This is a genomic window from Christensenella sp., assembly GCF_034927525.1.
GTDB lineage: Bacteria > Bacillota > Clostridia > Christensenellales > Christensenellaceae > Christensenella.
In genome coordinates this window covers 1-19,467 of the sequence record NZ_JAYFPU010000080.1, presented here as the reverse complement: position 1 = coordinate 19,467, position 19,467 = coordinate 1, and the positions used below count along the sequence as shown (strand labels likewise).

At 51.0% G+C, this 19,467-nt stretch carries 22 protein-coding genes; 14 read left to right on the top strand and 8 right to left on the bottom strand.

The annotated features are described in order from the left end of the window. The 4 genes from VB081_RS02990 to lpdA all read left to right on the top strand — a co-directional run. Positions 1-568 (top strand): thiamine pyrophosphate-dependent dehydrogenase E1 component subunit alpha (locus tag VB081_RS02990; RefSeq protein ID WP_323399365.1); only part of this gene is annotated, 568 nt, incomplete at its 5' end. Positions 569-581: 13 nt separating this feature from the next. Further along, complete coding sequence (locus VB081_RS02985; RefSeq protein WP_323399364.1) at positions 582-1,562, top strand: alpha-ketoacid dehydrogenase subunit beta; 981 nt, start codon at positions 582-584, stop codon at positions 1,560-1,562. A 12-nt stretch (positions 1,563-1,574) separates the two neighbouring features. Then, entirely contained in the window at positions 1,575-2,519 is a 945-nt protein-coding gene (locus VB081_RS02980; protein ID WP_323399363.1) for a dihydrolipoamide acetyltransferase family protein, read from the top strand. Positions 2,520-2,543: 24 nt separating this feature from the next. Then, entirely contained in the window at positions 2,544-4,289 is a 1,746-nt protein-coding gene (lpdA, locus tag VB081_RS02975) for a dihydrolipoyl dehydrogenase (protein WP_323399362.1), read from the top strand. A 117-nt stretch (positions 4,290-4,406) separates the two neighbouring features. Here the strand turns inward: lpdA and trxA are convergent, their stop codons facing one another. From trxA to VB081_RS02940, 7 genes are all read right to left on the bottom strand, one after another. Continuing rightward, positions 4,407-4,721 (bottom strand): thioredoxin, encoded by a 315-nt coding sequence (gene trxA / locus VB081_RS02970; RefSeq protein ID WP_323399361.1) that lies wholly within the window; start codon positions 4,719-4,721, stop codon positions 4,407-4,409. 79 nt (positions 4,722-4,800) lie between these two features. Further along, positions 4,801-5,547, bottom strand: a complete 747-nt coding sequence (locus VB081_RS02965; RefSeq protein WP_323399366.1) for an ABC transporter permease — start codon at positions 5,545-5,547, stop codon at positions 4,801-4,803. A gap of 20 nt (positions 5,548-5,567) precedes the next feature. Next, positions 5,568-6,194, bottom strand: a complete 627-nt coding sequence (locus tag VB081_RS02960) for an ABC transporter ATP-binding protein (protein ID WP_323399360.1) — start codon at positions 6,192-6,194, stop codon at positions 5,568-5,570. A 21-nt stretch (positions 6,195-6,215) separates the two neighbouring features. Continuing rightward, the gene (locus tag VB081_RS02955) at positions 6,216-7,148 is read right to left on the bottom strand and encodes a GtrA family protein (protein WP_323399359.1); all 933 of its coding nucleotides are present in this window, start codon (positions 7,146-7,148) and stop codon (positions 6,216-6,218) included. A 41-nt stretch (positions 7,149-7,189) separates the two neighbouring features. After that, positions 7,190-9,448 carry a glycosyltransferase family 2 protein gene (locus VB081_RS02950; RefSeq protein WP_323399358.1) on the bottom strand — a complete coding sequence of 753 codons (2,259 nt, stop codon included), beginning with the start codon at positions 9,446-9,448 and terminating at the stop codon, positions 7,190-7,192. A gap of 24 nt (positions 9,449-9,472) precedes the next feature. Further along, positions 9,473-9,682, bottom strand: coding sequence for a hypothetical protein (locus VB081_RS02945; protein WP_323399357.1), 210 nt, complete (start codon positions 9,680-9,682; stop codon positions 9,473-9,475). Continuing rightward, positions 9,679-9,966: a hypothetical protein gene (locus tag VB081_RS02940; protein WP_323399356.1), complete on the bottom strand. Its 288-nt coding sequence runs from the start codon at positions 9,964-9,966 to the stop codon at positions 9,679-9,681. Before VB081_RS02940 ends, VB081_RS02945 begins: the two co-directional genes overlap by 4 nt. A 114-nt stretch (positions 9,967-10,080) precedes the next feature. Between VB081_RS02940 and VB081_RS02935 the strand changes: the two genes are divergently transcribed. The 10 genes from VB081_RS02935 (at position 10,081) to VB081_RS02890 (ending at position 17,165) form a co-directional block, all read left to right on the top strand. Beyond that, on the top strand, positions 10,081-10,293 hold the full coding sequence (locus tag VB081_RS02935) for a hypothetical protein (RefSeq protein ID WP_323399355.1): 213 nt from the start codon (positions 10,081-10,083) through the stop codon (positions 10,291-10,293). A 12-nt stretch (positions 10,294-10,305) separates the two neighbouring features. After that, positions 10,306-10,548 carry a hypothetical protein gene (locus tag VB081_RS02930; protein WP_323399354.1) on the top strand — a complete coding sequence of 81 codons (243 nt, stop codon included), beginning with the start codon at positions 10,306-10,308 and terminating at the stop codon, positions 10,546-10,548. 4 nt (positions 10,549-10,552) lie between these two features. Next, entirely contained in the window at positions 10,553-11,650 is a 1,098-nt protein-coding gene (locus tag VB081_RS02925) for a SpoIIE family protein phosphatase (RefSeq protein WP_323399353.1), read from the top strand. A 1-nt stretch (position 11,651) separates the two neighbouring features. After that, positions 11,652-12,509, top strand: coding sequence for a diadenylate cyclase CdaA (gene cdaA, locus VB081_RS02920; RefSeq protein ID WP_323399352.1), 858 nt, complete (start codon positions 11,652-11,654; stop codon positions 12,507-12,509). Then, positions 12,506-13,759, top strand: coding sequence for a CdaR family protein (locus tag VB081_RS02915; protein ID WP_323399351.1), 1,254 nt, complete (start codon positions 12,506-12,508; stop codon positions 13,757-13,759). The genes cdaA and VB081_RS02915 overlap by 4 nt, the downstream gene beginning before the upstream one ends. A gap of 61 nt (positions 13,760-13,820) precedes the next feature. Next, on the top strand, positions 13,821-14,504 hold the full coding sequence (locus tag VB081_RS02910; RefSeq protein WP_323399350.1) for a hypothetical protein: 684 nt from the start codon (positions 13,821-13,823) through the stop codon (positions 14,502-14,504). A gap of 75 nt (positions 14,505-14,579) precedes the next feature. Further along, entirely contained in the window at positions 14,580-14,786 is a 207-nt protein-coding gene (locus VB081_RS02905; RefSeq protein ID WP_323399349.1) for a 4Fe-4S dicluster domain-containing protein, read from the top strand. A gap of 38 nt (positions 14,787-14,824) precedes the next feature. Further along, positions 14,825-15,886, top strand: a complete 1,062-nt coding sequence (locus VB081_RS02900; RefSeq protein WP_323399348.1) for a 3-methyl-2-oxobutanoate dehydrogenase subunit VorB — start codon at positions 14,825-14,827, stop codon at positions 15,884-15,886. Positions 15,887-15,888: 2 nt separating this feature from the next. Continuing rightward, entirely contained in the window at positions 15,889-16,626 is a 738-nt protein-coding gene (locus tag VB081_RS02895) for a thiamine pyrophosphate-dependent enzyme (protein ID WP_323399347.1), read from the top strand. Between the two features lie 2 nt (positions 16,627-16,628). Further along, positions 16,629-17,165, top strand: a complete 537-nt coding sequence (locus VB081_RS02890) for a 2-oxoacid:acceptor oxidoreductase family protein (RefSeq protein ID WP_323399346.1) — start codon at positions 16,629-16,631, stop codon at positions 17,163-17,165. A gap of 56 nt (positions 17,166-17,221) precedes the next feature. Here VB081_RS02890 and VB081_RS02885 read toward each other — a convergent pair. Beyond that, a partial coding sequence (locus tag VB081_RS02885; protein ID WP_323399345.1) for a transglycosylase domain-containing protein occupies positions 17,222-19,467 on the bottom strand: 2,246 nt, incomplete at its 5' end.

Here is a 19,467-nt window from a genome sequence, read left to right as displayed (position 1 = left end):
CAAAAAAGATAAGAGTAATAAAGTGATCCTCGACTATTTCGGAGACGGCACGACAAACTCCGGATTGTTCCATGAGGCGCTCAACATGGCGGCGCTTTGGAAGCTGCCTATTGTATATATGTGCGAGAACAATCTGTACGGTATGTCTACGCCGGTTGAAAAGAGCGTATCCGTCAAAGACATTGCGACAAGGGCGAAGGCTTACGGTATCCCGGGCGTGATCGTTGACGGGACGGACGTCCTTGCGGTGATGGACGTGGTGAAGGAAGCAGCAGACCGTGCGCGCCGCGGCGAAGGCCCGACGCTGATCGAAGCAAAAACCTACCGTTACTTAGGACACTCCAAAAGCGACAAGCGCGCGTATCGTACGCGTGAAGAAGAAGCGGAGTGGAAGGCAAAAGACCCGATCATTTCCTTTGGCAAGTATATGATGGAAAACGGCTTTACGCAAAAAGACATCGATGACATCCGTGCGCTCGTTGAGCAGGAATGCGAAGAAGCTGTGGAATATGCGCAAGCCGCGGAAACGATCACTCTTGAAGAAGCAAAAAAACTTGTTTTTGCATAACGGAGGTTATTTGATGAGTACAATTACTTATGTACAGGCGGTTTCGGACGCCTTAAGAGAAGAAATGAAAAGGGACGAAAAGGTCTTCTTACTGGGAGAGGACATGGGCGTATACGGCGGATGTTTCGGTGTAACGCGCGGTTTCTTGGAAGAGTTCGGCGAGGACAGGATCATGGATACGCCGATCAGTGAAGGCGGCTTCACGGGCATCGCGGTAGGCGCTGCAATGGCGGGCTACCGTCCGGTCGTGGAATATATGTTCTCTGACTTCGTAACGGTCGCGATGGACCTTATCTGCAATCAGGCTGCAAAACAGCGCTTTATGCTGGGCGGACAGGTCAAAATGCCGCTCGTGATCCGTACGCCGGAAGGAAGCGGCACAGGCGCTGCAGCGCAGCACTCGCAGAGCCTCGAAGCATGGTTTTGCCATGTGCCGGGTTTAAAGGTCGTATGCCCTGCAACACCGTATGATGTAAAAGGCCTTTTGAAGGCTGCCATCCGTGAGGACAACCCGATCGTATTTTATGAGCACAAGCTCTTATACGGCACGAAGGGCGAGGTGCCGGACGAAGAATATGTATTGCCCATCGGCAAAGCGGATGTGAAGCGCGAGGGGAAGGACATTACGATCATCAGCTATTCAATGACGGTGCTGAAGGCTTTAAAAGCGGCTGAAATGCTCGAAAAAGACGGCATCGACGCGGAGGTCTTAGACCTTAGGACGGTATCGCCTCTCGATGTGGAGGCAATCGTTGCTTCCGCAAAGAAAACGGGGCGTGTACTTGTGACGCATGAGGGTGTGCAGAAATTCGGCGTGGGCGCGGAAGTATCGTCCATTATTAACGACAGCGAAGCGTTCTTCTATCTTGACAGGCCGGTAAGAAGATTCGGCGGCGCGGACGATATCCCGATCCCGTATTCCCCGCAGCTTGAAGCGTTGGTGGTTCCGCAGGCGGAGACGATTTACGAAAAAGCAAAAGAATTGCTGAAATAGGGGGACGCGCAAATGACAAGAGTGATGTCCACACCCGCCGCGAGGCGCGTGGCGGGAGAACGAAAAATTGACCTTGCGAAGGTCAAGGGAACAGGCATCGGCGGCTATGTACAACTGAGCGACGTTCAGTCTTTTAAGGGCGGTAAAGCAACGTTTTTGGCGCGTGCGATGGCGGATTATCTGGGCGTCGATATTGACGCGGTGAGCGCCGAAGGCGACATGGTGCGCAAGCAGGATGTGCTTGCTTACAAGGCACTCATGGGTGAAGATAAGGTCATACCGCTCAACGGTATGCGCAAGGTGATCGCGAAACAGATGAAGGCAAGCCTCGATACGGCGGCGCAGTATACGATCATGGGTGAGGCGGATTGCTCTAGACTAAAGCCTCTGATGAAGCAATATACAGCGGATTGTATGGAAGCGACAGGCGTAAAGCCGACGTTTTCCGACCTGTTCATCAAGGCGGTCGCGATGGCTCTCAAAATGAACCCGATGCTCAACTCGTCCTTTATGGAGGATCACGTCCTTATAAAGGGCAATATCAACGTGGGGCTGGCGGTATCGCTCGGCGAAGACGGACTGATTGTACCGAACCTGAAAAATGCGCACATGATGTCGTTATATGAGATCACAAAGGCGCGTGAAGACCTGGTGACGCGGGCGCGTGACGGGAAGCTGGCGCCGGACGAATACTCCGGCGGGACGTTCTCCATCTCCAACTACGGACGCACACCGGTGCAGTATTTCACGCCCATCATCAACGTACCGGAAAGCGCGATCATCGGGATCGGCAACATGACGAATAAGCCGGTGGCAGTCGGAAACGACATCGGTATCCGCCCGATGCTTGGACTAAGCTTGACGCTTGACCACAGGCACATCGACGGGACGACAGGCGAAAAATTCTTGAAGGATTTCCGTGACATTATCGAAAATCCGGATCAGTTGCTTGACTAAAGCAGAGTAGAAAGGAAGAATAAAATGGGTAATTTTATTACGATGCCTAAGCTCGGTATGACGATGGCTGAGGGCAAGATCATAAAATGGTTGGTAGACGAGGGAGCGACGGTAGAAAAGGGCGACTACATCTTTGAAGTGGAAACGGATAAGACTTCGCTTGAAGTGGATGTACTGTATTCCGGCAAGATTTTGAAGATATATTATGGCGCAGGAGAAACGGCTCCGGTCAACGAGCCGGTTGCGTTTATCGGCGAAGAAGGCGAGGAGATTCCGGAAGTAGATAAATCCGCAGCGGCTCCGGCGCAGGAAGCACAAACTACAGCGACAGCACCCGCACCCGTGGCAGCTACTCCGACAGCAGCGGCTCCGGCAAAAAAAGCAGTGGCAAAGGAAAAGGCAAAACGGCCGGAAGGAAGCTTTGACTATGACCTGATCGTTATCGGTGCAGGCCCGGGCGGCTACGTCGCGGCGATCCGCGCGGCACAGCTGGGCGCGAAGGTAGCGGTCGTGGAAAAGGATACGGTGGGTGGCACATGCTTAAACCGCGGATGTATCCCCACAAAGGCGTACTATGCAAGCGCGAAGCACTGGAAGGATATCCAGAATTCGGACGAATTCGGTATTTCCGTAAGCGGCTCATCCTTTGACTGGAAGAAGATTCTGGACAGGAAAAACAAGATCGTGAAGCAGCTTACAAACGGCGTGGGCGGCCTCTTTAAGAAAAACAAAGTAGAGCTCATTGCTGGCGAAGCGGTGATCGAGAAGGCAAACGAAGTCAAAGTCGGCGATAAGGCATATACGTGCGCATTCATGTTGCTGGCGACGGGCGCAAAACCGGCTTCTGTTGTCAAGACGGACGTGAAACTTCTGAACACGGATCAGATTCTTGATATCGACAAGCTGCCCGCATCCATCGTGATCATCGGCGGAGGCGTGATCGGCTGCGAAATGGCGTGCATCTTCAACTCCTTTGGCGTAAAAACGACAGTCGTAGAGCTGATGGATCAGATATTGCCCATGACGGACGATGAAGTTGCCGATACACTTGCGAAGCACATGAAAAAGAGCGGTATCAACCTGCTGACGGGCACGACGTGCGACGAGATCAAAGAAGGAAACGGGAAATATACGATCAAGCTTTCCAGCGGAGAAACGATGGAAGCGGAGATGATGCTCGAAGCGGTTGGCAGAAGCGCCGAAGGCAGCGGCTTTGATAAGCTCGACGTAAAACGTACGCCCAAGGGCTGTGTGGAAGTGGACGAGCTGATGCGCACCAGTGTCGGCAACATTTATGCGATCGGTGATATCAACGGCAAATTCCAGCTGGCACATGCGGCTTCCGAGCAGGGAATATTAGCGGTTGAGCACATGTTTGGCGGCATTGAATCGGCAGATGAGCAGCCCATCCCGTCGTGCATCTTTACAGACCTCGAGATCGCGTTTGTGGGCATGAGCGAAAAGCAGGCAAAGGAACAGGGCATCCCGGTCAAGACTTACAAGTTCCCCTATGCGGCGAACGGCAAAGCGCTGACGCTCGGCGAGAGCGAAGGTTTTGTCAAGGTGATCGCCGACGAACGCTGGGACGAGATACTGGGCGTGCATATTATCGGTGCGGAAGCGTCTAGCATGATCGAAGAAGCGGTTATGGCGATGCGCTGTGAGGCAACGGCGGAGGCGGCAGGAAGCACGATCCACGCGCATCCTACACTCAGTGAGACATTGATGGAAGCGTTCCTCGGCGTAAGCCGTGGAGCGATCCACATGTAATATGCGTATTACTCCTTAAAGATATGGTACATAAAAAGAGGCAGCCGCTTTTAGCGGTCAGCCTCTTTTTATGATTGGGGGTATATGCAAACACGAAATACATCGCGCCTGTATGCCTTAAGCGTTTTCTACGAAGTCGATAATTTCTTCTTTGGACTTTACGCCCACGAAACGACCCATTTTTGCACCGCCGTCAAACAGATAAACGGTAGGGATAGACATAACGCCGTATTCCTTGGCGATATTCTGTGCTTCGTCGACATTGACCTTGACGATTTTCAGGTTGGGGATCTGGCCGTCGATTTCTTCTAAGATCGGCGCAAGCATTTTGCACGGGCCGCACCAGTCTGCATAAAAATCTACCAGCACCATATTTTTATCCTGTAATACTTCCGCGTCGAACTGTCCTTCGGTGATATGTTTGATACTCATTCTAATACACACTCCTTACATTTACTTATTGTTTTATTAAAATATATTTACCCCGTAGGGATATCATTAAACAAATTATTTATGTGGCTACGCCTCTGAATTCCCGCTTTGTAAAACACCGTGCGGCCATCGTGAGAAAGATGAGCACGCAGATGGCAACGCTGCCTAAAATGGCTAGCATTACGCCGATTTGATAGCGCACGGCAAGCTCGGGCGGCGTACCGGCGAGGATTTGCCCAGTCATCATGCCTGGCAGCGTGACGATGCCCATTGTGAGCATGGATGTCAGCGTGGGCAGGATTGCGTTTGTAAACGCGCTGTTGATGCTGTCACGAACGGCACGCTTGGGCGTTGCTCCCAGCATGAGCGCTTGCTCGATACGTCCGCGGTTTTGCTTGAATTCTGTGATGAGCGTATTCATGGAAAGCGCTACACCTGTCATGGAATTGCCAAGCACCATGCCCGCGATACTGACAAAATACCTCGTCTCATACCACGGTTTGACGCCGATGACCAGTGCCAAAAAGTAGACCATGACACATGAGGAACCGATGACGATAGCGATAGCGACCGGACGTCTCACCACCGGACGTAATTCCTTGGGGGCGCGATAGGTGACCGTCAGTACCGCAAACACAAGCATGCCCGCAAAGATGGCAAGGGTGAGCCACCAGCTTGGGTTGTTGAATGCAAGCGTCAGAAGGTAGCCTGCAAGCACAAGCTGCAGCGTCATACGCAACGTAGATACCACGACCTGTTTGCTTTTATCGATCCCGCGTATCCTGAATAAAATCAGAAGCAGGATCACAAAAATATAAGCGGCAATGAGCTGCCATATGGTGATAACTACCGAATCCCTTGATATCCTCCCCCTTTTTTAAGCTCGACGTGATGGTCGCACAGCTGCGCGCTTTCGGGGGAGTGCGTGACAAGGATCACGGTAGAGCCGAAAGCTTTCGTAAAATCAAGCAGGTTGCGCATGACACTAAGCTGTGTATCTTCGTCAAGCGCGCTGGTGGGCTCGTCGATGAGGTAGGTCTCACTCTTAAGAGCCAGTATGCGCGCAAGGCATAATCTCGATTGCTCCCCGCCGGATAACATCTTGGTGTCGTGATCAAGCGGTACATCAAGCTGTACGCAGCGGAGCACTTCCTTAAAAAACGGATCATCCGGTACAGGGCGTTCTGCAAAATCAAAAGCGATCTTCAGATTATAGCTGACGTCGCCCTCATAGATCACGGGGGATTGAGCGGCCATTGTAACACGCCTGCGCAGGTTTTTGATGGTGCGGATATCCTGTCCGTCAAAAAAAATCTGTCCGCTGTCCGGCAGATAAAGACCGTCGAGCAGCTTTAAAAGCGTCGTTTTACCTGCACCAGAGGAGCCGGTGACCGCAGTCGAGCGTCCGCTGGAAAAGTGCAGGTCTGTGATATGCAGGATGTCGCGGTAAGTAAGATTTTCTACCCGGTACATGGCCGCACCTCAACGATACCGTTATTTTAAAAGGCCTTTTGATTCTTTGAATACCCAGTCGCGCTGGATGGAAAAGCTCGCAATGAAGATGACAAGATCGACGACGACCTTAAGCAGTGTATTGACTTCGTCGCCGCCACCGAGAAGCGAGCCGATGCCCCATACAAGCAGCCACGAAACGATGAGCTGTCCTACGGCGAGGATCACAAAACGTACGACCGTACCGCGTGAGCGGGCCTGGGAATTGAACACAGCGCCCCGATTCAATAGGTACGTTGCAATAGAGCACAAAATCCTTGAGATCACGGTCGCTGTCAGTATTTTAAATTCATCGTCTAAAAACGAAAAAAGCTTCTGGAACAAATAGAATGTGCCGATATCCACCAGATAGGCAATGAACGCGGCGATGCTGAATTTGATGAATACAAGATACAGCTTAAAAGACGAAGTGAGCAAGTCCCAGCCTGGCGCGACATCGATCTTGGCCTGTGTAGGAATATCCACGATCACCAAATTTTTTTCGCGCGCCTCCAAAAGGATATTGGAACAAAACGCCTTATCCTTGCTTTTCATATGCGTCATGAGCTCTAAATTTTCACGTGACATAGCGAAAAGCGAGGAACACACGTCCTGTGCCTCGATCCCTGACAAGAAACCGTAAATATTCTGTGCAAGGGATTTTTTGACCGTCTGTTCACGTGCGCCAACATACACCTTTTGCGGGTCAGAAAGAGCGGCCTGTGCAACATTGGTGATGTCGTCTGTATCAAACCCTTCGGAAGCGTCTGCACGAACAAAAATGGACGCGTCGGACTGCTCGAGCGCTTGGGTAAAAAAGGCGCGTACCGTCATGTCCGGGCGTTCTCTTAAGACATGAAAGCCTGCCTGCGTTAATTGCTGTAATAAAGTTTCGTCTGCGCCCGTCAAAAGGACGGTTATTTTGTTCGTATCCATAACTTTATTATTCTAACATTTTAGACTTCGTTTAGCAATCTTTAGTCCTCGCGCGTCCGGTTGGGATTAACGGAATAATCCTCAAACTCACGCGTCAGATTTTTGCTGTACAAGGGATCATACGGGTATTTTTTATCCCATTTGGCAAGCCATTTTTTTTGTTCGCCTTCAAATCGCTTGATCTTTTCAGGTGTTTCCTCATAGCCGCGCGTTTTGGATTCGTAGTGGTAAAGCTCGGCAAACGGCGTAAACAAATTGATATAGCCTGCTTCGCGTATCTTAAGGCATAGGTCTACATCATTGAAAGCAACGACGAACTGTTCGTCAAAGCCGCCGGCCTCCTCAAACACATTTTTCCTGACCATCAGGCAGGCGGCGGTCACGCCCGCTACATCCTGCACGAACGTCATACGGCCAAACGAACCGACGTCCCAGCGGTCAAGATGCTTGTGGGAATGTCCGGCGACCGCGCCGATCTTTAAAACAACGCCCGCGTGCTGGATGGTGTCGTCCGGATAATATAGCTTTGCGCCCACCGCGCCGATCTCGCTGCGTACCGCGTGCATGACCATTTGCTCCAGCCAGTCGGGAGAAATGATCGACACGTCGTTATTGAGGAACAGCAATAATTCGCCTTTGGCCTGCTGCGCGGCAAAATTATTGATCGCCGCGTAATTAAAAATGCCGTCCCAGGTGATGATGCGGATATTTTGCTGCTGCTTTAGTTTTTCATAATACGAAAAAATCTCTTGGCCGGTGCTGTTGTTTTCCACCACAAGGATCTCATAATTATCGTATGTCGACCTCAATAAAATCGAATCGATACATTTTTTGAGCGTCGCAGGCTCATCCTTGTTTGGAATGATGATAGAAACAAGCGGATGCGGCGCAGGGATGTCGTAGCTTGTGATGTAGTAGTTGTCGAGCGTGTTACAGGCTACGTGTGCATTGCTTAGCCCACGGCGTACAAATGCCGCCTCAAGCGCTTTTTTGCCCGCTTCGACAGTGTAACTCTTGGTGTCTGACGAAAAGGCTGTAGACGTTTCGGATATGCGCCAATGGTAAAGGATGTCGCCGATATGACCAACCTTTTTGGCTTTTTCAGTCGCGCGCAAAAAGAGGTCGTAATCCTGTGCGCCGTTGAACTGCGCATTGAAGTAGCCGATTTCGTCGAGCAGCGATTTTTTCATGACCACAAAGTGTGTGATATAGTTGAATGCAAGAAACATATTGGGCGCAAAGTCCGGCTTGAAGAACGGATCGAAGCGCCTGCTGCCGTCCTCCGTGATCTTGTCCTCGTCCGAATAGATGAATTCATAGTCCCTGTCCTTGTTGATCAGGGAAATATTTTCGTAAAGCGCCTGCGGCATAAGCGTATCATCGTGATCGAGCAGCGCCACATACTCACCCGTCGCCATTGCGATCGCGCGGTTGGAGTTGCCTGAAATTCCTTCATTTGTTTCAAGCCTTTTGTAAACGATGCGGTCGTCGTTATAAGAAGTGACGATGTTTTTAAGATCGTTTGCCTCCGTACTGCCGTCCGCTAAGCACAGCTCCCAGTTCGGATAGGTCTGACCGACTACGGAATCGATCATCTCGCGGAAAAAGTGCTCGGGTGTATTGTATAAAGGCACGATGATGCTGACCTTTGGCGCATACTCGAAGACATGGCTGCGCTGCGCTGTGTATTCTTCTTCTGTGGGTGTGTTGTTTTTCATCCAGTACAGGTACTCTGCGTCGAACTGGACATATATCCTGCAAGCAACGCTGCCGCCTCCCGCCACGTCAAAGCCATGTTTCTTTTTACGACGGTTCACGAGCACACCGCTTTCGGAAGAAGAAGCCGTGAACGTAAAGGTAAGAGGGGTATTGACTGTCCGCAGGATCGGTAAAAAGGTAAAAACCGTGTAATCGTTGTCTTTGACTTCGGAAGAAATTGTCTCTAACAGCGTCTTGCCATTTGGGGCTTTGACGGTCATTTTCAATGTATCCTGCGTATTTTTGCTTTGCGTCAGGATATCCACCCGCCCGACGTTGACGGAAGCGGGAATGGCTGTAAAGCTGACTTGCTGCTCAGGAAAAAAGCCTGACGGATCGTGAGGATTTTTGATATACGATTCATTGGTGATGACAGAAATACGCTGGTACACGCTTTTCGCCATATCCCCATAACGCATCTTCTCTTTTACACGACGCAAAAATTCGCGCATCCCATAGTCGCGGATGATCGCGCGTACGCGCTTCCACTTTCTGCTTTTTAGTTTCCCCGCGACTTTTGCGAGATTTTTCAGTTTTCCCATGCCTGTCCTCCGGTGATTTTCATTTTACGCAATGCCCGCATACATAATGTTGTATACGAGTATGACGAGCAATATGAACCCAAAAACACCCAGCAAGGTAAACCAGAAAGATTTGGGGATCTTTTCTTTTTCCTTTTTCACTACGACTTTTTCTTCCTCAAGCTGCGCTTTGCACTTGGGACAAAAATCTGCGGAATCTTCAAATTTTGTTTTACAGATCGGGCAGGTTTTCATGGCTGGTCCTCGTCCACTTCTTTTTTATTCTTTTGCAGTTGTTTTTGCTCGCGGCGGTAAAAATAAAGCAAAATCAAAAACAGTGCACTCAGTCCCGCGATGGTGAGTACACAAAACAAAACGTTGTCCGACAGGAAGATACTGCTTAGTACAAAACAGGCGTACGCTGCAAAACTAACGCGCGACAAACCTTTTCTGAGCAACTCGGACAAAAGCAATACCACGCCCGCGAAAAACGCTATGGTTCCAATCAGGTTATTCGTTGTTAAAAACAATCCGTCCATAAAATATACCTGCACCTATTATAGCATGGAACAGAAGAAAGGACATAAAAAATTTACGTTATTTTTGTTAACAAAACACAACATATATGATAGTATAAAGGGAGGTACAACAGGATGAACGATATTATTTTAAAAACATTAGCGCTTTGCCTGCGGGAGGATCGGCCTGCCATCGTGATCTACGAGGGAGCCAAGGGGATATCGCAGCGGCGTGTTTATGTAAGAAAAATCACGGAACAGAGTGTGACGGTATATTGTATGCAGAAAAAGGGGCTCCGCGTTTTTCGCTTAGACGGTATTTTATCGGCAAAAATTGCCGACGAATGACGAGGAGAGTCAATGAAGGAAAAGGACAAAGAGGTCTGCACTGCACAAAAAAGGGAAGCGCTTCGTAAACTGGATGAAAAGATGCAGGTGTTTGCGGAGGAACGCGAGAAGCTCAATAAGATGAGTGCGCAGCGCATTGCGCTTGGCAAGCCACTTACGGATGGCGACATCCTTTTGCAAAATGAGCGTTGCAGCGATATGAGCCTTGATATTATGAAGCTACAGGAATACTTGGACGAAATTGAGGACGAATAGCTTTATGAATACGATTATGAACGAAACGGAATATCTGGCATCTGTTTTGGGTGCGATGAGCGACATGGTGCGCGTCATCTCAAGGGATGGCAGGGTCGTTATGGCGAATGAAGCGTTCAAGAAGCGGTTTGGCTGTACAGAAGACCATAAGTGCTACGAGCCGTTTCATCAGGATGCGCCGTGCGAGCACTGTCTTTCGCGTGAAGTGCTGGAAGAAGGCGGCCCCAAGCGTCTGACGCGTAAAGTAGCGGGGCGCGTATATTCGGTGACGGTATCGCCTTTAAAAGGGCCGGATGGCTCCAATATTGCTGCGGTGGAAGTATTTCGCGATATTACGCTTGATTATAACATCAAACAAAATCTGTTGATGCAGAACGCGAAGATGCAAAAGGATTTGCAGCTTGCGCGTAAATTGCAGGAAGCGCTCGTCAAGAGTACGATGCCCAAGGTGGGGTGCGGGTATGAGCTGACAGCGGGATTTTTTCCGTGTGAAGCGGTCGGCGGGGATATTTATGACTGCACTGTATACGATGACAAGCTCGTTATATACTTAGCGGATGTATCGGGACACGGCGTGATGCCTGCGATGCTGTCTGTGTTTTTCTCGAGGGTTGTGCGCGCGGCTTGCCTGATGGGTTACTTTAAGCCATCGGAAATCCTCGATTATGCGGAGCATGAATTTTTGGATCTGAATCTGTCCGACGCGATCTACATCACCGCCTTTATCACGGTGATCGACCTAAACACCAACGAAGCGGCATACTCCAACGCGGGGTTGTCGGTCATGCCCGTACTCTACAAAGACGGGGAATACAGGGAACTATATATGCCGTCGCATCCACTTTGCGACTGGTTTTTGGATACGCCGTTTGAAAACGGGACATTTACATTTGAGGATGGAATGCGTTTTCTCATCTATTCGGACGGAGTGGATGACATCCACAGCGATCCGAAGGTTAAGGAACGGCTGTTTGAAATGCTTGGGAAAGAGGAGTTTGACAGTAAGGCGTTCATTGAAGAAGTACGCGAAGAACTGCACAGCAATCCGGAGGACGACCTGACGATGCTGATGTGCGAGAAGAAGGAATACAAGGGAGAGTAATTTGGAGAACTTCGTAGAACCGCTTGTAAACAGTTTGCTGGCCTTTACATGGCGCGACGCGCTTGATATCATCATCGTTGCCGTCATTCTTTACTGGGTCATCAAGCTGCTCGCGAAGACGCGGGCGATACGGGTGTTGATCGGGCTGGGCGTCATACTGATCCTGGCGCGGTTATTCGTTGTATTTGATTTAAAGACAGCCTCATGGCTGTTTAACGCGATCCTGACAGCGGGCGCTGTTTTGATCGTGATATTGTTTCAGCCGGAAATAAGGCGGGCGCTTGAAACGCTGGGGCGTGGGAAGATATTTTCTTTTGCCAGCAAATCGCAGATCGATGTGCAAAAAGCGGAGCAAATGATCGAAGAAATTTCGCGCGCGGTGCTCAGTATGTCCAAACAAAAGGTGGGCGCGATCCTTGTGTTCGAGCGTAAAACGGGCCTCGGGGACGTGATGGAATCGGGCACTGTTTTAGAAGCGGATATCTCCAGCGAGCTGATCGAGAATATTTTTTATCCAAATACGCCATTGCACGACGGCGCAATGATCCTGCGTGGGGATAAGATACTTGCGGCAGGCTGTTTTTTGCCGCTTTCCGATAATAAGCAGATCGCACAGGAGCTGGGAACGCGCCACAGGGCGTCGTTGGGCGTTTCAGAAGTGTCGGACGCCTATGTTCTTGTCGTTTCCGAAGAAAAGGGTATCATTTCATTTGTGTATGACGGCGTATTAAAGCGTTATATCGACGCAAAAATGCTCAAGGAGATATTATCTGAGTTATATATACCGGAAACGGAAGAAAAACCGACAAAGAAACTCACTGCTTCCAAATTCAAACGGAAGGTGGGTGACGACGAATGAGCAGGTTCATAGATGTTTTAAAACGCGTGTTCATCCACAACTGGAAAATGAAAGTGGGAGCCGTGGTCTTTGCTTTCATTCTGTGGAGCTTTATGATCGCGTCTACCAACCCGTATATGTCAAAAACGTTTGCGAGTATTCCCGTCACTTATACGGCGGCGGACGAATTGAAGCAGAATAACCTGACGACGACAGTGCCCCTTTCAGACCTGCTGAAAACGGCAGAGGTCACTGCCTCCGCGCCTGCGGACGCGCTGCAATATCTGACTGAAAATATGATACAGGCGAGCGTCGATCTTTCAAGCATCAAAACGCCGGGCGAGTACACGCTGCAGGTGAATGCGATCCCCATGTTAAAGGATTGTAAAATTACGAAAGTGACCCCGAGCTCTATCACGGTGGTCGTGGAGGAGATCGTTTCTAAGGAAGTACCTGTGGAAGTCAAGACGACGGGAAGTGAGAAAGACTGGTTGTATTATGGTGAACCGGTTCTCTCGGAGGCGTTTGTCACAGTAACAGGGGCGCAATCGAATGTGGAGAAGGTGGCGAAAGCGGTGTGCACGGTTGACATCGGCGACCTGACCGAATCCGCAAAAGCAAGCTACAAGGTGTCGTTTGTAAACGACAAAGACGAGGAGCAAGAGAGCAATCTGTTCAGCGGCGTTCCGTCGGTGATTGTAGAAATGCCGGTTTATCCCAAAAAACTAGTAGCGATCGATACGACGGCGATTCAAAATACGACGACAGGGCTTGCGGCGGGATATAAGATTACGAATGTGAGTGTGGAGCCGGCAAGCATCAATCTTGCGGGCGATATGGAACTGTTGGAGGCAATCAGCAGTGTAACGCTGGATACGATCACGCTTGACAATGCTTCGGGCGATATGATCGTGGAAGCGAGTGTGAAGCTGCCGGATGGCGTGATCGCTGCGGTTCCGGCAAAGGTACAGGTGCAGCTGACGATTGCCCAGCCGGAAGAGCACAGCATCTATTCCGCGGTGAAGATCGCGACCAAAAATCTGAACGATGGCCTGAGCGCAAAGATAGACCCTGCCAACATCGATATCGATGTTTCAGGGACGGAGGAAGCCTTAGCGGCGTTCTCCGCGTCAAAGCTGAAACCGTTTGTGGATCTGTCCGGGCTGACAAAGGGGGTACACGAAAATGTGCCGGTCAAGTTTGAAAACGAGCCGGATCTTGGCGTGAAGGTAGCGGCAACGCCTGCAACGGTGACGGTGACGATCTCGTAGGAGACCGATGATAGGATGAAAAACGGCGCGTATGACGCGCCGTTTTAGACAGGAGAAATGGATGAAAAGATTCAATATATTTGCAGGGAATTATGGCAGCGGCAAGACGGAAATATCGCTCAATACGGCGCTCAAGCTTGCACAAACAAAGCAGACGACGCTTGTCGATATGGATGTCGTCAATCCGTATTTTCGCAGTGCGGAAAGCGAAGAATTATTAAAAGAGCACGGTGTGCGCCTGATCGCGCCGCCGTACGCAAACACGAACGTAGATGTGCCCGTCCTTTCGGCAGAGGTGATGGCGGCCTTCGAAAGTGAGACGGCGGTATTCGACGCAGGCGGCGACCCGGTAGGCGCGGCGGCGCTTGGCGGGCTTTTACAGAAATTTCAGCCGGTACGTGAAGAAACGATGCTTTATTATGTGGTGAACGCGCGCAGGCCGCTGCAGCGGACGGCGGAAGAGATCATTGACATGATGGGACAGATCAGCGCGCGCGTGCGCCTGAAGATCGACGGCATTATCAATAATACGAACTTAGGACGCGAAAGCAGCGTGCAGGATCTGCTTCATGGACAGAAGGTGTGTGAGCAAGTGAGCGCGAAAACAGATACGCCGATCGTGTACGTTTCGGGCAAGCCGGAAATCTTGGCAGCTTTCAGCGAAGCGGGCTACACAATCCCGCAAATCCCGCTCAGCATCTACACTTTTCCCGACTGGCTTGTTGACGCTACACATGAAAAGTGATACTCTATAAGGGTGCCTTTTGGGCAAAGTTAAGTAAAAATGCTAAAAAATTTACATATAAAAGGTGATGAGAAAATGGCAAAGTTAACAATCTACGAAGATACATGTAAGGGCTGCGGCCTGTGTATCGGGGCATGCCCCAAAAAGCTGCTGGCGATCGATAAATCGCATCTGAATGCAAAGGGATACCATCCGATCGGCATCGAGCGGCCGGACGAGTGCATTGGTTGTGCGGCGTGTGCGCGCATGTGCCCGGATTGTGCACTCGAAGTGGACAAATAATTTCTATCAAATTTTTAGGATAAAGGTGATAAAGACTTATGGATAAGGTATTAATGAAAGGAAACGAGGCGATTGCGGAAGCTGCGATCAAAGCGGGCTGTACGCACTTTTTCGGATATCCGATCACGCCTCAGAATCAGGTTCCTGAATATATGTCCAAGCGTATGCCCCAGATCGGCGGGACATTTATTCAGGCAGAGAGCGAAGTTTCCGCGATCAATATGGTGTATGGCGCGGCGGGCGCCGGTGCGCGCGTGATGACTTCTTCTTCTTCCCCGGGCATCAGCCTAAAGCAGGAAGGGATCAGCTACATCGCTTGTGCACAGCTTCCCTGCCTGATCGTGAATATCATTCGCAGCGGGCCGGGGCTTGGCGGTATCCTGCCGTCGCAGGGGGACTATTTCCAGGCGACAAAAGGCGGCGGACACGGCGATTACCATCTGGTGGTGCTGGCGCCGAGCAGCGTGCAGGAGGCGGCGGATCTTGTCGCAGAGGGCTTTGATATTGCAGACCAATACCGTATCCCGGTCATGATCTTAGGAGACGGTATGATCGGTCAGATGATGGAGCCGGTCGAGTTTACAGAGAGAAAAGGTCGTGACCTGCCCGAGAAAACGTGGGCGGCAAATGGCTGGAAGGATAAATCCCGTCCGCGTAATATCGTCAATTCGCTGTACATCGAAGCGGATGCGATGAAGGCGGTCAATGACGAGCTGCAGGCGAAGTACGCAGAGATCGCAAAGAACGAAACGCGCGTGCAGGAATTTATGACGGAAGACGCGGACTATGTGATTGCGGCATTCGGTACAACGGCGCGTATCGCGAAGAATACAGCATTAAAGGCACGCGAGATGGGTGTTAAGGTAGGCGTGATCCGCCCGATCACCTTATGGCCGTTCCCGTCGGAGGCTTTTGCGAAAGCGGCAGAGCACGTCAAAGGAATGCTGTGTGTGGAAATGAATACAGGGCAGATGTTAGAAGATGTGAAGCTTGCCGTAAACGGAAAGGTGCCGGTTGAATTTTACGGCACAACAGGCGGCTTTATTCCCACTCCCGACGCTGTTTTGAAAGCGCTTCTTAAGCTGAAGGAGGGCAAATGATCATGACGAAGGTATTTCAGAAAACAAAAATGTTAACGGACGTGCCCTTCCATTATTGTCCCGGATGTACGCATGGTATCATCCACAGGCTGGTGGCTGAGTGCATCGAAGAACTGGGCATGGAAGATAAGGCGGTCGGTGTTGCACCGGTCGGTTGTGCGGTATTCGCATATAATTACTTCAACTGCGATATGATGGAAGCGGCACACGGACGTGCGCCAGCGGTTGCAACAGGTATCAAGCGTACCTGTCCGGAAGACCTTGTTTTTACTTATCAGGGTGACGGCGACCTTGCATCCATCGGTACGGCGGAGATTGTACACGCAGCGGCAAGAGGAGAAAAGATCACAACGATCTTTGTCAACAACGCGATCTACGGCATGACAGGTGGACAGATGGCGCCGACGACGCTGGTGGGGCAGGTCACGACGACGTCCCCTTACGGCAGGAACGCGGAGACACAGGGACTTCCCGTGCGTATGGCGGAGATGCTTGGCACGCTTGACGGCGCGTATTACATTGAACGGACGTCTACACATGACGTGGCCAATGTCATCAAGACAAAAAAAGCGATCAAAAAAGCGTTTGAATACCAGATGCAGGGTAAGGGCTTCTCTATGGTAGAAATCCTTTCCACATGCCCGACAAACTGGGGCCTAAATCCGGTAGAAGCGCTTGACTGGCTGAAAGAAAACATGATCCCCCAATATCCTTTGGGCGTAACGAAGGAGGGAAAATAATCATGACAGAACAGATTATTTTGGCAGGCTTCGGCGGACAGGGCGTACTTCTTGCGGGGCAGATCATTGCTTACGCGGGTATGAATGAAGGCAAGAATGTTTCGTGGTTGCCGTCATATGGCCCGGAAATGCGTGGCGGCACGGCGAATTGCAACGTAGTGGTGTCCGACGAGGAAGTCGGTTCCCCTGTGGTAGTGGAAGCGGATTGCGTGATCGTGATGAACAGGCCGTCGCTGGAGAAATATGAAAAAGATTTAAAGCCGGGTGGAGTGCTTCTGATGGACAGCGACCTCATCGAGGTAGAGCCCCAAAGGGACGACATCAAAGTGGTCAAGGTACCGGCGAACACTTTAGCGGAGCAGGCGGGCAGCGTCAAGGCTGCGAATATGGTCATGCTGGGCGCATACAATGAATGCAGCCATATCGTTGATAACAAGACGATCATTGAATGCCTGGCGAAGATCATGGGTGAGAAAAAAGCACACCTGATCCCTATGAATGAAAAGGCACTTGACCTTGGAGCACAGGCGGCAAAATAGAAAAGATCATAAAAAAGGGACTGTCATACGACAGTCCCTTTTGTTTTACAATCTGATCAGCCTCCGGCGGCAGGATCCGTGGTAGGTGCAGGAGGCGTGGGCGCCGGTGTATGCGTCGGCGCCGGCGGCACAGTGGCCGATGGTGAAGGTTCGGGCGTTTCTACCGGCGTGTTCCAGCCGGGGAAGTGCACGTCGCAATCCGTGTTCGGATCGCCGCCCGACGAATAGGACGTTCCGCCTTCGGCAACGCTTGGGTCGGTCGCGGTCGCAAGACCCGAACCGGAGCCCTTCCACTTGGCGTATGGTGAATCGGCAGGGAACGAGCTCACAATAAATTCGTAAGCCGTCTCCTCGGGACACACGCCTTCAATAAAGCGTTTGCCTGAAACACCGCACATTTTGATCGTGGAGGATGAGTGCAGGTCGCATACCTTTGTCGGCTCTGTTCCGCTGAGCATCCATCCGGTGAATACAGGGCAGCCCGCGCCGGGTGCTAAGTTGGTGTATGCGCACACCCTTGCATTCGTATTGATATTGAAGTCTTCGGGCGTGCCGTCGATGATCTGCTTATCCGGTAGGTTTTCGTGGATCTTCTGCATATACTGGTTCCACAGTTCTGCGGGCGCGCCGCCGCCAAAATACTTCTTGCCAAGCGATTTATTTTGATCGTGGCCAACCCAGACCATTGAGGTATAGTAAGGCGTGTAGCCCGCAAATGTAATTCCTTTGTTGTCGCCTACCGTACCTGTCTTACCTGCGGTCGTCATGCCGCTGAGGTTGGCATCCGTTCCCGTACCTTCGCGCACGGCCTGTTCGAGCACATCTGTCAGCATATAAGCGGTACTCGGTTTGAACGCCTGATGTACGTCACGATCGGTCGTCGTATCGATGATCACGTTCTTGTTCGCGTCGCGCACGCTTGTAAAGGAAACGGGCTGGCGGTATTCACCCTCGTTGGCAATGGCGGCATAGGCTGCCGTCATTTGAATGGGTGTGACCTCAGAACCGCCGAGCGCAAGCCCTACGCCCGTGGGTGTAATATTTTCATCGGGGATACCCAACAAGTGCAGGTATTCTACGGATTTATCGATGGTTACGTAATCCATAAGCGTACGCGCCGCGGCAACATTACGCGAATCGACAATCGCGTCGCGCATCATCATCGGACCTTGCGTACCTGTAATGTCAGGAGCGCCTTCGCTGCCGTCTTTTATGAGCCAGCCTGTGATGGGTACAGGGATGTTTGCCACGGAAGAAACAGGACCGTAACCCAGATCAAAGGCAGGGCCGTATACGGCGAGCGGTTTCATGGAAGAACCAACCTGCAGACCTTCATTCGCACGGTTGATGCTGCGGCGGATGGTCGGCGTGTCTTTTGAACCGACGATCGCCACAAGATAACCGGTCTCGTTGTCGATAACAGCTGCTGCGGACTGTGGCTGCGGGGTGACGATACCGTTGCTGTCGGTGATCTCTGTCGCGACACCATCTGGAAGCTTGGGATAATTATCGTAATTCGCAAGCGTGTTTTGTACGGTATCCTGAATCGTCGGATTGAGCGTGGTATAGATCTCATAACCGCCCGCGCGCATTTCACGGTCGACCTTCTGGCGGTTTGCTTCCGTATCCTCGAGCCCTTCTTTTTTCAGCAGGAAGGTCTGTACGTCGTTTATCACATATTCCACAAAGTGCGGGTACAAATACAGCTCGTTGGCAGGAGACTCGGGCTGTATGTTCATCATTTCCTTCCATGTATCAAGGTAGCCATCCTTTAGTATCTTATCGCCGGTATATCCGGGCACAAGGCACTCGGGCGCCAGATAATCCGCAGCGGGGATCTGTACGGCCTGATATTCTTCCTCGGTGATCATACCTGCCCAATACATACGCTCCGCAATGATATTCATGCGGTTGATAAGGCCGGGCAGATGCTCCGGATATTTATACGTCGCAAGACGCGGGTTATACTTGGTCGGGTTTTGCGTGATCGCAGCGATCATGGTCATTTCGCGCAAATTAAGCTCGGACAGGTCTTTGGCAAAATAATCCTTAGCAGCGGTTTTCACGCCGTACACCGTACCGCCCAAGGGGATCGCGTTGAGGTAGGCTTCGAGGATCTCGTCCTTGGTGTACTTTTTCTCAAGCTCTGTTGCAAGGTAAGCTTCCTGCAGTTTACGCTTGTAAGAACGTTCGTTTGAAAGCAGTTTGTTTTTGACGAGCTGCTGGGTGATGGTGCTGCCGCCCTCTGATGTGCCGGACGACACATTGGAAAGAAACGCCCCCATAAGACGGCGAAAATCAA

Coding starts and splice junctions, on each gene's coding strand:
- VB081_RS02985 (WP_323399364.1), top strand. CDS start 582: ATGAGTACAATTACTTATGTACAGGCGGTTTCGGACGCCTTAAGAGAA.
- VB081_RS02980 (WP_323399363.1), top strand. CDS start 1,575: ATGACAAGAGTGATGTCCACACCCGCCGCGAGGCGCGTGGCGGGAGAA.
- lpdA (WP_323399362.1), top strand. CDS start 2,544: ATGGGTAATTTTATTACGATGCCTAAGCTCGGTATGACGATGGCTGAG.
- trxA (WP_323399361.1), bottom strand. CDS start 4,721: ATGAGTATCAAACATATCACCGAAGGACAGTTCGACGCGGAAGTATTA.
- VB081_RS02960 (WP_323399360.1), bottom strand. CDS start 6,194: ATGTACCGGGTAGAAAATCTTACTTACCGCGACATCCTGCATATCACA.
- VB081_RS02955 (WP_323399359.1), bottom strand. CDS start 7,148: ATGGATACGAACAAAATAACCGTCCTTTTGACGGGCGCAGACGAAACT.
- VB081_RS02950 (WP_323399358.1), bottom strand. CDS start 9,448: ATGGGAAAACTGAAAAATCTCGCAAAAGTCGCGGGGAAACTAAAAAGC.
- VB081_RS02945 (WP_323399357.1), bottom strand. CDS start 9,682: ATGAAAACCTGCCCGATCTGTAAAACAAAATTTGAAGATTCCGCAGAT.
- VB081_RS02940 (WP_323399356.1), bottom strand. CDS start 9,966: ATGGACGGATTGTTTTTAACAACGAATAACCTGATTGGAACCATAGCG.
- VB081_RS02935 (WP_323399355.1), top strand. CDS start 10,081: ATGAACGATATTATTTTAAAAACATTAGCGCTTTGCCTGCGGGAGGAT.
- VB081_RS02930 (WP_323399354.1), top strand. CDS start 10,306: ATGAAGGAAAAGGACAAAGAGGTCTGCACTGCACAAAAAAGGGAAGCG.
- VB081_RS02925 (WP_323399353.1), top strand. CDS start 10,553: ATGAATACGATTATGAACGAAACGGAATATCTGGCATCTGTTTTGGGT.
- VB081_RS02915 (WP_323399351.1), top strand. CDS start 12,506: ATGAGCAGGTTCATAGATGTTTTAAAACGCGTGTTCATCCACAACTGG.
- VB081_RS02910 (WP_323399350.1), top strand. CDS start 13,821: ATGAAAAGATTCAATATATTTGCAGGGAATTATGGCAGCGGCAAGACG.
- VB081_RS02905 (WP_323399349.1), top strand. CDS start 14,580: ATGGCAAAGTTAACAATCTACGAAGATACATGTAAGGGCTGCGGCCTG.
- VB081_RS02900 (WP_323399348.1), top strand. CDS start 14,825: ATGGATAAGGTATTAATGAAAGGAAACGAGGCGATTGCGGAAGCTGCG.
- VB081_RS02895 (WP_323399347.1), top strand. CDS start 15,889: ATGACGAAGGTATTTCAGAAAACAAAAATGTTAACGGACGTGCCCTTC.
- VB081_RS02890 (WP_323399346.1), top strand. CDS start 16,629: ATGACAGAACAGATTATTTTGGCAGGCTTCGGCGGACAGGGCGTACTT.